The following is a 12,785-nucleotide window of genomic DNA, read 5'->3' as shown; positions in this document are numbered from 1 at the left end:
TGTGACGGACGGCACGCCACACGTGACCGGAGGCCGCTCGGCAGGTGGCCGAAAACCGCCGCTTCCCTTGGCGAGGTGGGTAGTTGATTCCGTTGTTCGGTCCGACGGGCCGGCGGGCGGCCGTGGACCGGCGTGGGTGCGCTGAACGTGCGCGGAATGTGACGCGCACGCGCCGGACGGGTGATCGTCCTTGACGCGAGGAAGCACGGGGAGGACCGTTGGGCCCTATGAGGGGCGAACCCAGTTGCCCGAAGTGTGGTGGCCGGGTCAGGGCTCCCGGCCTCTTTGCCGACTCCTGGCAGTGCGCCGCGCACGGGACGGTGCACCCGCTGCAGCCCGTGATCCCGCCCAGCGTCGAGGCCCTCAGCGTCGTGGTGCACCGTGCCGAGGTGCCGGTCTGGATGCCTTGGCCGCTGCCCGTGGGCTGGCTCTTCACGGGGGCCGCCTTCGCCGGGGACGACCGCAGCGGCGGACGCGCCACCGCCGTGGCCTGCTCCGGTCCCGGGCCGCTCGGCGGTGTGGGGGAGCTCGTCCTCATCGCGGAGGAGCTCGGCGTCGGCCTCGGTGCGCGGTACGCGGGCATCGACGGTCCCGATCCCGGCCCGTATCTGAGCGTCGAGAAGCCACCCCAGGCGAAGGTGCTGGCCGCCGGACGGCCGACACCGCTGTGGCACGTCACCGGCACGCCGGACGACCGCGCGGTCTTCGCGGGCGAGGCGCTCGGACTGTGGCTGTGGGCGATCGTGTGGCCCGAACAGACGGGACTGCTGATGTACGACGAACTCGTCCTGACGGACCTGCGGGACGCGGGAGCGGAGGTGGAACTCCTCCCGTGCGGAGCCCTCTCCCCGCGCATCCTGGAGCCGTAGGGGCGCCTGATGATCAGAGGGGCAGGACAGAAGAGTCAGGGGCGCGGGGAGCTGCGCGACCGACCCCCACCGGACGCGCGGCCGCCCGCGAGCGCGCACACCTCCACCCATGAGGCGCCCGTTCCATCCGCCCCCGACACCACCTCTGTAGGGGGCACTCCCCGGTTTCGGGTGTGACAGGGCTGGTCCAAAAGAACGCTATCCTTGAGCGTCCGCTTCCCTTCCCCGCGCCTGGAGTCCGAGTCGTGCGTATCGATCTGCACTGCCACTCCACGGCCTCCGACGGTACGGACACCCCGTCCGAGCTGGTACGGAAGGCCGGCGTGGCCGGTCTGGACGTCGTCGCGCTGACCGATCACGACACCACGCGCGGGCACGCCGAGGCGATCGCCGCGCTGCCGGAGGGGCTCACCCTGGTCACCGGCGCCGAGCTGTCGTGCCGACTGGACGGCGTCAGCATGCACATGCTGGCCTACCTGTTCGACCCCGAGGAGCCCGACCTGCTCGCCGAGCGCGAGCTGGTCCGGGACGACCGGGTCCCGCGCGCCCGCGGGATGATCGCCAAGCTGAACGAGCTGGGCGTGCCGGTGACCTGGGACCAGGTCGCCCGGATCGCCGCCGGGGGCTCCGTCGGTCGGCCCCACGTGGCCACCGCACTCGTCGAGCTCGGCGTCGTACCGACCGTGAGCGACGCCTTCACGGAACAGTGGCTCGCCGACGGCGGCCGCGCCTACGTCGAGAAGCACGAGACCGACCCCTTCGAGGCGATCCGGCTGATCAAGGGCGCCGGCGGTGTCGCCGTCTTCGCCCACCCCGCCGCCGTCAAACGCGGTCGGACCGTACCGGAGTCCGCCATCGCGGAGCTGGCCGCCGCCGGACTCGACGGCATCGAGGTCGACCACATGGAGCACGACCCGGCGACCCGGGCACGGCTGCGCGGCCTGGCGAAGGAGCTGGGGCTGCTCGCCACCGGTTCCTCGGACTACCACGGCAGCCGCAAGACCTGTGTGCTCGGCGAGTACACGACCGACCCCGAGGTGTACGGCGAGATCACGCGGCGGGCCACCGGAGCGTTCCCTGTCCCGGGGACCGGCGGGAACTAGCCGGTCCCTCGCTCGTGCGGCACCTGGGCGCAAGGTGCCCACGCCTCACCTCTTCCGCCGCGCCGAACGATTGCCCACAGTGGTGAGCGGCTCGGTCGCCGACGCCTGCCAAGGGCACCCCTCGTTCGTCCCACTCCTTCCCGCAAGGCACCCCTGTGTTCGATCTCGCCATATTCGGCTCCCTCTTCCTCACTCTCTTCGTGATCATGGATCCCCCCGGGATCACTCCGATCTTCCTCGGCCTCACCGCCGGGCGGCCCGCCCGTACCCAGAAGCGGATGGCCCTCCAGGCCGTCTGCGTGGCCGGTGGCGTGATCGCCGTCTTCGGGTTGCTGGGGCACCAGATCCTGGACTACCTGCATGTCTCCGTGCCGGCGCTGATGATCGCGGGCGGGCTGCTGCTTCTGCTGATCGCGCTCGATCTGCTCACCGGCAAGACGGACGAGCCGAAGCAGACCAAGGACGTCAACGTAGCGCTCGTGCCGCTGGGGATGCCGTTGCTGGCCGGACCCGGTGCGATCGTGTCGGTGATCCTGGCGGTGCAGAAGGCGGACGGCCTGGCCGGTCAGATGTCCGTGTGGGCCGCGATTCTGGCGATCCACATCGTGTTGTGGCTCACGATGCGGTACTCGCTGCTGATCATCCGGGTCATCAAGGACGGCGGAGTGGTCCTGGTGACCCGCCTCGCCGGCATGATGCTCTCCGCGATCGCCGTACAGCAGATCATCAACGGCGTCACCCAGGTCGTACAGGCTTCGTAGCGGCGAGCCCGTAATAGAGCGCCCCGTACGGCATGTGCCGTACGGGGCGCTGAAGTGTGAACGGATCCGCGTCCTACGAGGCGGTCACGTCGGCCGGGCGGATCCAGAGTCGCTGCCCGATGGCGGCGGCCTGCTGCACGATCCGGTTGACGGAGGCGGCGTCCACGACGGTGCTGTCCACGGGCGTGCCGTTGACATCGTCGAGTCGCAGAATTTCGAAGCGCAAGGGCTTCTCCCTTCGTCTGGTCATCCTCCTGAGGAGAACTACTGGTGGTGGCTCACGGGTCGTCGGTGCCCGTGTTCCATCAGGAGTCAACGGTATGCGTGTTACGAACATTCCCTACGCTAAGGAAATTTTTCGAGAAGCTAATTACTAACCGGTAAGTGGTGTGGTGGTATGTCTACCTGGAAGCAGGAAGACTGATTGGGACCGGTTGTGTTCGCAGCGTGACCGCCGGGACAATGGCAGTAATGAACGACGACCTCACGGCGCTCGGCGCCCGCATCGACCGTACGAACGAGCTGCTGCACCGCATGCTCGCCGAGGTGGCGAAGACACCCTCGACACACGCGATCTTCGTCGATGCCGGGTACCTCTACGCGGCCGTGGGCCGGCTCGTCGCGGGGACGGAGGACCGGCGGTCCTTCGATCTCGACGCGGAAGGGCTCATCGACGCGCTGATCGACAAGGCACGCACGATCTTCGCGGACAGTCGGCTGCTGCGGGTCTACTGGTACGACGGGGCGCGCCGCCGCATCCATACGGCCGAGCAGCAGTCGATCGCCGAGCTGCCCGACGTGAAGGTCCGGCTCGGGAACCTGAACGCGAACAACCAGCAGAAGGGCGTCGACTCCCTGATCCGCACCGACCTGGAATCACTGGCCCGGCACCGCGCGATCAGCGACGCGGCCCTCATCGGCGGCGACGAGGACCTGGTCTCGGCGGTCGAGGCCGCGCAGGGGTACGGGGCGCGGGTCCACCTCTGGGGCATCGAGGCGCCCGAGGGCCGCAACCAGGCCGAGCCGCTGCTCTGGGAGGTGGACAGCCAGCGAACCTTCGACCTCGACTTCTTCAAGCCGTACGTGGCACGGCGGGCCGCCGCCACCTACGACGCGCCCGCAGGGGCCCGCCCCAGCCGTGAGGACGTCCGCTTCGTCGGCGCCCAGATCGCCGCGAAGTGGCTCGCCTCCCGGGGCCGGGAGACCTTGCAGGAGCTGCTCCATGGCCACCCGTACCTCCCCGGCTCCGTCGACCAGGACCTGCTCGTCGAGGCGGAGGGCCTGCTGCAGTATTCGCTGCGCGGTCAGGCGGACCTGAGACGGGCGCTGCGGGACGGCTTCTGGGAGCACCTGAGGGCGCAGTACTGAGAGCCGGGCTGCTCCGGACGGACGGTCGCCCGGTCCGGCCGGTGCTCAGCCGGCGATCCGGTCCCAGAAGCCGCTGAGGGCGTCGGCCGTAGCCTTCGGCCGGTCGGTGTTGGGGGAGTGCTCGGCGCCGCAGACGACGGTGCGGTGGGCGCGCAGCCGTACGGCCATGTCGTCGAGGACCGGGATCGGCCAGGTGTCGTCGCGTTCACCGGAGAGGACGTGCTTGGGCAGGTCCACGGCGGCGAGTTCGGTGACCCGGTCGGGTTCCACGCAGAGTTGGCGGCCCGTGGCGATGAGCTGGGCGGGTTTGGTGGCGAGCCAGCGGCGGCGCAGATCGGCGCGGTCGTCCAGCCCCGCGTCGAGGGCGCCCGTGTCGGCCTCCTCGGGCTCCGGTGCCTCCATCGCCTGGATGGCGTCCCACACCTGCTCCATGTCCATCACGGCCAGGGCGTCCCGCAACAGCTTCACGCGCTCCTGCTGGCCGACCGAGATCTGGGCGGGGCCCGAGGCCATGAGGGTGAGCGAGGCGAAGGGGGAGGCGTCCATCAGCACGGCGGCGCGGGAGATCTGGCCGCCGAGCGAGTGACCGACGAGATGCAGTCGGCCGCCGTCGCTCACGGCCCGCGCCTGGGCGAGCAGGTCCTTGGCCAACTCCGCCTGCGCGTACGGTGCTTCGTCGGCCTCGGCTCCAGGGCTCTCGTACTGCCCGCGCCCGTCCACGGCGACCGTGCGGTATCCGGCCGCCGCCAGCGGCTCGTGCAGCGCGATGAAGTCCTCCTTGCTCCCCGTGAACCCCGGCACGAGCAACACGCTCCCCTTCACCGCCACGCCCGCCTCGATGACGGCGAACTCCCCACGGGGGGTACGCAGGCGGTGGGCGCGGGCGCCGGGGGGCGGGGTGAAGGAGGGGGGACGGCTCATGGGGGGAGCGTAACGGTCCACCAAGGGCGAGGAGGGGTGGGGATGGGCCGCGTGGCCGGGTGCGGGTCCGGTGGGGGCTGGCCGCGCAGTTCCCCGCGCCCCGAAAGGGTTCAGGCCCTGCGGGCCTGAAAAAGGCGGGGACGCAGCCCCGCCTTTTTCAGGGGCGCGGGGAACTGCGCGGCCAGCCCCCACCGAACGGACGCCTGGGGGTCGAAGGGGCACAGCCCCTTGAGGATGGGACGGGTAGGGGCGGCGGGGGCGAGAAACCCCCTGAAAAGGCCGCAGGCCCGGCCCCCCCCGCCAGGGGAACCGGACCTTCACACGACAGGACGGCCTCAGCCCTCCGTACCCTCCACCACAGCCACAGCCTTCCGCGTACGCCGCCGCGGAGCAGGAGCCTCGGCCCCCGCCTCCTCGGCAGCAGCCGAAGCCACCGCCTTCCGCGTACGCCGCGGCTTGGTCGCCTGCTCCTCCGTCGGCTGCGCGGGCACCGCCCCCTCAGCCGTCTCCACGGTCTTGCGGGTCCGGCGGCGCGGCTTGGCCACAGCCTCGGCGGTGTCCACGGCGGCCTCGGCGGCGCTGTCGGTCGCCTCGACGACCGGCTCGGCAGCCTTCCGGGTCCGTCGGCGGGGCTTGGCAGGTGCCTCCTCGGCGGCGGCCTCCTCGCTCACGACCTCGGCGGGCGCGGCGACCTTGCGCGTACGGCGACGCGGCTTGGTAACGGCCTCGGCGGCCGGCTCGACGCCGGTCGCCCCCTCGGCCGTGTCGACCGCGGCCTCGGCTGCAGGAGCCACGACGGCGGCCGCCGCCTTACGGGTCCGACGACGCGGGGCCGCGGCCGGAGCCTCGACCACCGCCTCCTCGGCGACAGCCTCGACCACGCTCTCGGCAGCCTCCGCCACGGTCTTGCGGGTCCGGCGGCGCGGCTTGGCCGCAGCCTCGGCGGTGTCCACGGCGGCCTCGGCGGCGCTGTCGGTCGCCTCGACGACCGGCTCGGCAGCCTTCCGGGTCCGTCGGCGGGGCTTGGCAGGTGCCTCCTCGGCGGCGGCCTCCTCGCTCACGACCTCGGCGGGCGCGGCGACCTTGCGCGTACGGCGACGCGGCTTGGTAACGGCCTCGGCGGCCGGCTCGACGACCGGCTCCACGACAGCAGTGCCCTCAGCGGTGTCCAGCGACGCTTCCGCGGTGGGCGCGGCCTCGGCCGCCGGAGTGGCGGCGGTCTCCACCGACTTGCGCGTACGACGGCGACGCGGCTTGGGAGCCTCCTCCATCGACTCGGCGGGCGCGACGGTGTCGACCACGGCCTCCGCCCGCTCGACCGGCGCGCTCTCGACGGTCTCGGTCTCGATCACGGCCTCGGCGGCCGGGTTCACCCCGGCACGCGTGCGGCGGCGACGGCGAGGCGTACGAGGCTCGGACGCGCCGGAGTCGGAGTCCGGCGTCTGCGTTGCCGACGGCTCGGTGACCGCGGCGGCCTCCGGGGACGCCCCGTCGACGGTGGCACCACCGCGCGTACGCCGGCGGCGACGCGGCGTACGCGCCGGGCGCTCCCGCTCCCGCTCGACGGACGACGGGCCGGAAGCACCGGCGCCACGGCCGCCACGCCCGCGTGGACCACGCCCGCCCGGCTCGCCGAGGTCTTCCAGCTCCTCCGCGTCCAGACCGGCACGGGTGCGCTCGGAGCGCGGCAGGACACCCTTCGTGCCCGCGGGGATGCTCAGTTCCTCGAAGAGGTGCGGGGACGTGGAGTACGTCTCCGGTGGGTCGTTGAACCCGAGGTCCAGCGCCTTGTTGATGAGCTGCCAGCGCGGGATGTCGTCCCAGTCGACGAGGGTGATCGCGATGCCCTTGGCCCCCGCGCGGCCCGTACGGCCGATGCGGTGCAGGTACGTCTTCTCGTCCTCGGGGGACTGGTAGTTGATGACGTGGGTGACACCCTCGACGTCGATGCCGCGTGCGGCGACGTCGGTGCAGACGAGGACGTCCACCTTGCCGTTGCGGAAGGCGCGCAGCGCCTGCTCGCGGGCGCCCTGGCCGAGGTCGCCGTGGACCGCGCCGGAGGCGAAGCCGCGCTGCTTGAGCTGGTCGGCGAGGTCAGCGGCCGTGCGCTTGGTGCGGCAGAAGACCATGGCCAGTCCCCGGCCGTCGGCCTGCAGTATGCGCGCGACCAGCTCGGGCTTGTCCATGTTGTGCGCGCGGTAGATGTGCTGCGAGGTGTTGCGGACCGTCGCGCCCTCGTCGTCCGGGGCCGTGGCACGGATGTGCGTCGGCTGGGACATGTAGCGGCGGGCGAGGCCGATGACCGCGCCCGGCATGGTCGCCGAGAACAGCATCGTCTGGCGGCGGGCCGGAAGCATGTTGATGATCTTCTCGACGTCGGGCAGGAAGCCCAGGTCGAGCATCTCATCGGCCTCGTCGAGGACCAGGCACTTGACGTTCTTGAGGTTCAGCTTCTTCTGGCCCGCGAGGTCGAGGAGGCGCCCGGGGGTGCCGATGACGACGTCGACGCCCTTCTTGAGGGCCTCGACCTGGGGCTCGTAGGCGCGGCCGCCGTAGATCGCGGTGACGCGGACGTTGCGCACCTTGCCGGCGGTCAGCAGGTCGTTGGTGACCTGGGTGCACAGCTCGCGCGTGGGGACGACGACGAGCGCCTGCGGCGAGTCGACGAGGTCCTCGGGCTTCGCGCGGCCGGCCTCGACGTCGGCGGGGACGACGACGCGTTCGAGGAGGGGGAGACCGAAGCCCAGCGTCTTGCCGGTGCCGGTCTTGGCCTGGCCGATGACGTCGGTGCCGGAGAGGGCGACCGGGAGCGTCATCTCCTGGATGGGGAAGGGGCTGATGATGCCGACGGCCTCAAGGGCCTCGGCCGTCTCGGGAAAGATGCCGAGATCGCGGAAAGTCGTAGTCAGGGTGCTGCCTCTTCTGTGTACGCGGTGTGAGGCGAGCGCGGGGGTCGTGTCGGACCGTGCCGGGGACGTCGGCCACCGCACGGGCGGGCCGTGTGGCACGGGACCACTGCCGACGCTCTAGCGCTCATACCGCTGAGGGGTTCCCTCCGGACGCCGTACGCGGAGTGCCGTACGGAAAAGGAGGGCTGTCGGGTCGGAGCCGATCGGGCCACCGACCGGGCATCCTCATGCGTGCGGCCTGTCGAGGCCGCGTCGAACTACGTCGCGGTACCAGCAGGCGCATTACCACCATACCTCGGAATCGCGCATATGCGATGGCCGATTTGGTCACGTAGTCGTCGTCACACTGAATGGCGCACCGAATGACCGGGCCCTTCCGCCTTGCGCGGAGCGGGCTATTGTGCGCTGCATGACCACGTCTGACAAGCCTGAGAACGCCAGCGGCGGCGAGTCCGCCGACGCCGCCGACACCACGGAGGTCACCGGGATCGCCGCCCAGGACTGGGAGCGGGCCTCAGCCGACCCGCAGTACCGCGCCGCGGTGGTGGACCTGCTGGGCGCGCTGGCGTACGGGGAGCTGGCGGCGTTCGAACGGCTCGCTGAGGACGCGAAGCTGGCGCCGACCCTCGTCGACAAGGCGGAGCTGGCGAAGATGGCGGCGGCCGAGTTCCACCACTTCGAGAGGCTCGCCGGCCGCCTCTCCGAGATCGGGGAGGAGCCGACGCATGCCATGGAGCCGTTCGTCGACGCGCTCGACGGCTTCCACAAGCAGACGGCTCCCTCGGACTGGCTGGAGGGGCTCGTCAAGGCCTACGTCGGCGACTCGATCGCCAGTGACTTCTACCGGGAGGTCGCCGCGCACCTCGACTCGGACACGCGCTCGCTCGTGCTCGCGGTGCTCGACGACACGGGGCACGCCGGTTTCGCCGTGGAGAAGGTCCGGGCGGCGATCGACGAGGACCCACGGGTGGGCGGTCGACTGGCGCTGTGGGCGCGGAGGTTGATGGGGGAGGCGCTGTCACAGTCGCAGAGGGTGGTGGCCGACCGGGACGCCCTGTCCACGATGCTGGTGGGCGGTGTGGCCGACGGCTTCGATCTCGCCGAGGTGGGGCGGATGTTCTCGCGGATCACCGAGGCGCACACCAAGCGGATGGCCGCGCTGGGCTTGGCCGCGTGAGCGCCTAGTCGCCATGGGGCGCGGTGCCGTCCTGCGGGTGCGGGTCTCGTCGTGGCCTGTCACGCAGTTCCCCGCGCCCCTGGACGGGCGGCTTCGCCGCAGTCAGGGGATCTTCCTCACGCCGTCGCCGAGCTGCTGCGTCGAAAGCGCTCCGTCGGGCGGAGGAGCAGGGAGAGGGAGGCCGCCGCGACGACCAGGGCGCCGGTGAGGACCAGCAGGTAGTTGGCGGAGCCGAGTGCCGTGTGTGTCAGGAAGGCGCCGAAGAGACCGCCCGCGGTGCCCGTCGGCAGGACCAGGGCGCGGGACGGCAGACGGTGCGGCAGACGGTAGACGGCGGCGCAGGCGAGGGCGAAGCCGAGGAGTGCGGATCCGAGCGCTTCCAAGAACATGATCGGGTTCCCTCCCGCACGGCCTGGCCTGGGCAAATCGGTCGTAGCCGGTACTACCCGCGAGGCATGGGACGCAATCATCGGCTGTGGACGAGATGTGGCCGACCTGTGCGGCGCGCCCCGTGGTGACCATGATGTGCGGGCGTACGGAGGGGGCCCGATGGTTTCACACCACCGGGCCCCCTCCGTACGCCTCTTGTGCTGGTGACTACAGCGCGCTGAAGCCCACCTTGCGGACGGTCGGCTCGCCGATGTCGACGTAAGCGAGACGGTCGGCCGGGATCAGCACCTTGCGGCCGTGCTCGTCCGTGAGGCTCAGCAGCGCCGACTTGCCGGCCAGCGCCTCGGCAACCGCACGCTCGACCTCCTCGGCACTCTGACCGCTCTCCAGAACGATCTCGCGCGGCGCGTGCTGCACGCCGATCTTGACCTCCACGGCTATGTCCCTCCGACGGTCAGTGAAATGCGCGGGCTTCCGCGCCGTACGCAGCACACATTAGCCCGGTGAGGGGACGTACACGCTCCGCCTGAGAACGCCAGGAGCGAACAGGGGGCGGGAACAAATCCCCGAACCAGGGAGTGGCCCGCCGACCCGTGGGGTCAGTGCTGGTCGATGCCGTGCAGCGGGAAGCCCGCGATACCGCGCCAGGCCAGCGAGGCCAGCAGCTGGACCGCCTGCTCGCGCGGGACGCTGCGGTCGCTGTGCAGCCACGACCGCGCCACCACCTGGGAGAGGCCGCCCAGACCCGAGGCGAGGAGCATCGACTCCGCGCGGGAGAGGCCGGTGTCCTCCGCGATGACGTCGCAGATCGCCTCGGCGCACTCGTTGGTGACCTTGTCGACGCGCTCGCGCACGGCGGGCTCGTTCGTCAGGTCGGACTCGAAGACCAGCCGGAAGGCGCCGCCCTCGTCCTCGACGTACGCGAAGTAGGCGTCCATCGTCGCCCGGACCCGCTGCTTGTTGTCCGTCGTCGACGCCAGCGCGCTGCGCACGGCCTGGATCAGCGACTCGCAGTGCTGGTCCAGCAGGGCCAGGTAGAGGTCGAGCTTGCCGGGGAAGTGCTGGTAGAGCACCGGCTTGCTGACTCCGGCGCGCTCGGCGATGTCGTCCATCGCGGCCGAGTGATAGCCCTGGGCCACGAAGACTTCCTGGGCGGCGCCCAGCAACTGGTTCCGTCGGGCTCGGCGCGGCAGGCGTGTGCCCCGCGGGCGCGCCGCCTCTGTCTGCTCGATGGCTGTCACGCCGCCTCCCAAGATCGTCCACATGCGGTGTGCGCCGCGCCGCCATCGTACTTTTCGGTAACCCGGGTGTGCGCGGTGCGAGCGCAGAATTTCACGGACCGGACAGCGGGGAAAGTGCCGCCAACCATGTCAAACAGGGGTAGGGCGGACAGGAGGAAGCCCTTTCTCGTCACCGGTCGTCGTCCCTGGTGAGGATCGGGTTACCGGTAGTCGTCCTCGTCCAGGGAGACCACGCGGGCCTGCTCCGCCAGATCGGCCTCGTTGGCCGCGTCCGGGTCGACGTCGGTCAACGGGTCGTCCTGGTGCGGGGCGACCTCGGCGTGCTGCTCGGCGGCATCGGCCTCGGGGGCCTCCACGTCGTCGAACTCCACGGAGTCCTCCTCCTCGACGAAGGTGTCGGGATCGGTCGGATCTACGGCCATCGTGGGTTCCCCTTCCTGCTGCTGCCCTGGTGCCGCCGGAAGGTCCCGACGGCGGCGGGGGCCACGTACGGGTGCCCTCTTCGCGAGACCGGATGCGCTGTCACGGGCCTGCCTTGTGGCGGCTCGCGAGCCTGGTCGTGCGTATGGCTCACGGGCCTGTCCGTGAGAGCGCTTGCGAGCCCGTCCCCGGGCATGCTCCGAGCGCTTCTGCGAGCACGTCTCCGAGCCTAGGAGACAGGTCATCGCGGCGCTACGCGGTCGATCCGGTGCGATGCGGTTCGGGGCGGTGAGCCCACCGCCGGGTCGGCGGCGAGTGCTTCGTGCCCGGTACCCCGTGAGAAGTGGCTGATTTGCGGTGTGTCCTGTGACGGCGAACACATGAGTCACTGCGTGATCGTCTCGTAACATTGCCCGCATGTCTTCGACCGAGCTCCCGTCCCTGCTGAGCGCCACCGCATCGCCGAAGGCGAGTGCCGTGCGCGTGGCCCCCGGCGAGCGGCTGAGGCCGGTCCGGTTGCCGGGGATCACGCTGTCGGTGCGGTCGAGACCGCCCGCGCGCGAAGGGCTGCCGCCCGCCCTGTACGTGCACGGCCTGGGCGGCTCCTCGCAGAACTGGTCCGCGCTGATGCCGCTGCTCGACGGGCTCGTCGACAGCGAGGCGCTCGACCTGCCCGGCTTCGGCGACTCGCCGCCGCCGGACGACGGCAACTACTCCGTCACGGGACACACCCGCGCGGTCATCCGTTACCTCGACTCCGCCGGGCGTGGCCCCGTGCACCTCTTCGGCAACTCCCTCGGCGGCGCGATCGCGACCCGCGTCGCCGCCCTGCGCCCCGATCTGGTGCGCACCCTGACGCTCGTCTCGCCGGCCCTGCCGGAGCTCCGCGTGCAGCGGACCGCCGTGCCGACGGCGATGCTCGCGCTGCCGGGCATCTCGGCGCTCTTCACCCGCTTCACCAAGGGCTGGAGCGCCGAGCAGCGCGTACGGGGCGTCACCGCGCTCTGTTACGGCGACCCGGGCCGGGTCACGGAGGAGAGCTTCCGCAACGCCGTGGAGGAGATGGAGCGGCGCCTCCAACTGCCGTACATGTGGGACGCGTTGACGCGTTCGGCGCGGGGGCTCGTGGACGCCTACACTCTGGGCGGTCAGCACTCGCTCTGGCGCCAGGCGGAGCGGGTCCTCGCCCCGACCCTCCTTGTCTACGGCCGACGCGATCAGCTCGTCGGCTACCGCATGGCCCAGCGCGCGGCCCGCTCCTTCCGCGACTCCCGCCTCGTCTCCCTGCCGGACGCGGGGCACGTGGCGATGATGGAGTACCCGGAGGCGGTGGCCGCCGCGTTCCGTGAGCTTCTCGCGGATGCGGGGCGGTCGCGGGGCGGGGCGGATGTGGAGCCGGTGGGTGAGGAACCATCGGGTTCGCAGCCGGCGGGTTCTGGTCTGGTGGGTGCCTCGTCTGCGGGTTCGTCTTCGGGGTCGGTCGGTGTTTCGGGTGAGGGTGGTTCGGTGAGTGGCGGTGGCTCGGTCGGTGCCGACGACGGCGACGCGGTCGCCGAAGGGCCGCCCAAGGGCTCACCCGGCGTGGGGAGCTGAGGCGCGGCGTGGGACGGCACAGCCGCAAGGGGC

Annotated in this window: 13 protein-coding genes; 6 read left to right on the top strand and 7 right to left on the bottom strand. The window is 71.3% G+C overall.

Annotated features, from left to right (window positions below; all coding sequences use genetic code 11):
* The first annotated feature begins 227 nt into the window (after positions 1-227).
* From P8T65_RS15600 to P8T65_RS15590, 3 genes are all read left to right on the top strand, one after another.
* Entirely contained in the window at positions 228-869 is a 642-nt protein-coding gene (locus tag P8T65_RS15600; RefSeq protein ID WP_184899143.1) for a DUF6758 family protein, read from the top strand.
* A 245-nt stretch (positions 870-1,114) separates the two neighbouring features.
* A complete protein-coding gene (locus P8T65_RS15595; RefSeq protein ID WP_316725969.1) occupies positions 1,115-1,972 on the top strand; it encodes a PHP domain-containing protein in 858 nt (285 codons plus the stop codon).
* A 155-nt stretch (positions 1,973-2,127) separates the two neighbouring features.
* The gene (locus P8T65_RS15590) at positions 2,128-2,733 is read left to right on the top strand and encodes a MarC family protein (protein ID WP_316725968.1); all 606 of its coding nucleotides are present in this window, start codon (positions 2,128-2,130) and stop codon (positions 2,731-2,733) included.
* Positions 2,734-2,806: 73 nt separating this feature from the next.
* On the opposite strand, the gene P8T65_RS15585 is transcribed toward P8T65_RS15590, so the two are convergent.
* On the bottom strand, positions 2,807-2,959 hold the full coding sequence (locus P8T65_RS15585) for a hypothetical protein (protein ID WP_099967352.1): 153 nt from the start codon (positions 2,957-2,959) through the stop codon (positions 2,807-2,809).
* Between the two features lie 236 nt (positions 2,960-3,195).
* Here P8T65_RS15585 and P8T65_RS15580 point away from each other — a divergent pair, with 236 nt between their 5' ends.
* Positions 3,196-4,101, top strand: coding sequence for an NYN domain-containing protein (locus P8T65_RS15580; RefSeq protein ID WP_316725967.1), 906 nt, complete (start codon positions 3,196-3,198; stop codon positions 4,099-4,101).
* 45 nt (positions 4,102-4,146) lie between these two features.
* Here P8T65_RS15580 and P8T65_RS15575 read toward each other — a convergent pair whose 3' ends face one another.
* On the bottom strand, positions 4,147-5,022 hold the full coding sequence (locus P8T65_RS15575) for an alpha/beta hydrolase (protein ID WP_316725966.1): 876 nt from the start codon (positions 5,020-5,022) through the stop codon (positions 4,147-4,149).
* Between the two features lie 335 nt (positions 5,023-5,357).
* A complete protein-coding gene (locus P8T65_RS15570) occupies positions 5,358-8,012 on the bottom strand; it encodes a DEAD/DEAH box helicase (protein WP_399098991.1) in 2,655 nt (884 codons plus the stop codon).
* 319 nt (positions 8,013-8,331) lie between these two features.
* On the opposite strand from P8T65_RS15570, the gene P8T65_RS15565 reads away from it, so the two are divergent.
* Positions 8,332-9,108, top strand: coding sequence for a ferritin-like fold-containing protein (locus P8T65_RS15565; RefSeq protein ID WP_316725965.1), 777 nt, complete (start codon positions 8,332-8,334; stop codon positions 9,106-9,108).
* A gap of 116 nt (positions 9,109-9,224) precedes the next feature.
* Here P8T65_RS15565 and P8T65_RS15560 read toward each other — a convergent pair whose 3' ends face one another.
* The 4 genes from P8T65_RS15560 to P8T65_RS15545 form a co-directional block, all read right to left on the bottom strand.
* Positions 9,225-9,497, bottom strand: coding sequence for a hypothetical protein (locus tag P8T65_RS15560; RefSeq protein WP_184899155.1), 273 nt, complete (start codon positions 9,495-9,497; stop codon positions 9,225-9,227).
* 208 nt (positions 9,498-9,705) lie between these two features.
* Complete coding sequence (locus tag P8T65_RS15555) at positions 9,706-9,933, bottom strand: DUF3107 domain-containing protein (RefSeq protein WP_009293559.1); 228 nt, start codon at positions 9,931-9,933, stop codon at positions 9,706-9,708.
* A 164-nt stretch (positions 9,934-10,097) separates the two neighbouring features.
* Positions 10,098-10,739 (bottom strand): TetR/AcrR family transcriptional regulator, encoded by a 642-nt coding sequence (locus P8T65_RS15550; RefSeq protein ID WP_316725964.1) that lies wholly within the window; start codon positions 10,737-10,739, stop codon positions 10,098-10,100.
* Positions 10,740-10,939: 200 nt separating this feature from the next.
* Positions 10,940-11,161, bottom strand: coding sequence for a hypothetical protein (locus P8T65_RS15545; protein ID WP_316725963.1), 222 nt, complete (start codon positions 11,159-11,161; stop codon positions 10,940-10,942).
* Positions 11,162-11,576: 415 nt separating this feature from the next.
* Between P8T65_RS15545 and P8T65_RS15540 the strand changes: the two genes are divergently transcribed.
* Positions 11,577-12,752: an alpha/beta hydrolase gene (locus P8T65_RS15540; RefSeq protein WP_316725962.1), complete on the top strand. Its 1,176-nt coding sequence runs from the start codon at positions 11,577-11,579 to the stop codon at positions 12,750-12,752.
* The last annotated feature ends 33 nt before the right edge of the window (positions 12,753-12,785 follow it).

The sequence above is a fragment of the Streptomyces sp. 11x1 genome (genome assembly GCF_032598905.1).
Lineage (GTDB): Bacteria > Actinomycetota > Actinomycetes > Streptomycetales > Streptomycetaceae > Streptomyces.
The sequence above is the reverse complement of the archived record's forward strand: the minus strand, read 5'-3'. Positions and strand labels throughout refer to the sequence as shown.

Bases quoted from the DNA above. Each gene is read 5' to 3' on its own strand.
- P8T65_RS15600 (WP_184899143.1), top strand. From the start codon at position 228: ATGAGGGGCGAACCCAGTTGCCCGAAGTGTGGTGGCCGGGTCAGGGCT.
- P8T65_RS15580 (WP_316725967.1), top strand. From the start codon at position 3,196: ATGGCAGTAATGAACGACGACCTCACGGCGCTCGGCGCCCGCATCGAC.
- P8T65_RS15575 (WP_316725966.1), bottom strand. From the start codon at position 5,022: ATGAGCCGTCCCCCCTCCTTCACCCCGCCCCCCGGCGCCCGCGCCCAC.
- P8T65_RS15560 (WP_184899155.1), bottom strand. From the start codon at position 9,497: ATGTTCTTGGAAGCGCTCGGATCCGCACTCCTCGGCTTCGCCCTCGCC.
- P8T65_RS15545 (WP_316725963.1), bottom strand. From the start codon at position 11,161: ATGGCCGTAGATCCGACCGATCCCGACACCTTCGTCGAGGAGGAGGAC.
- P8T65_RS15540 (WP_316725962.1), top strand. From the start codon at position 11,577: ATGTCTTCGACCGAGCTCCCGTCCCTGCTGAGCGCCACCGCATCGCCG.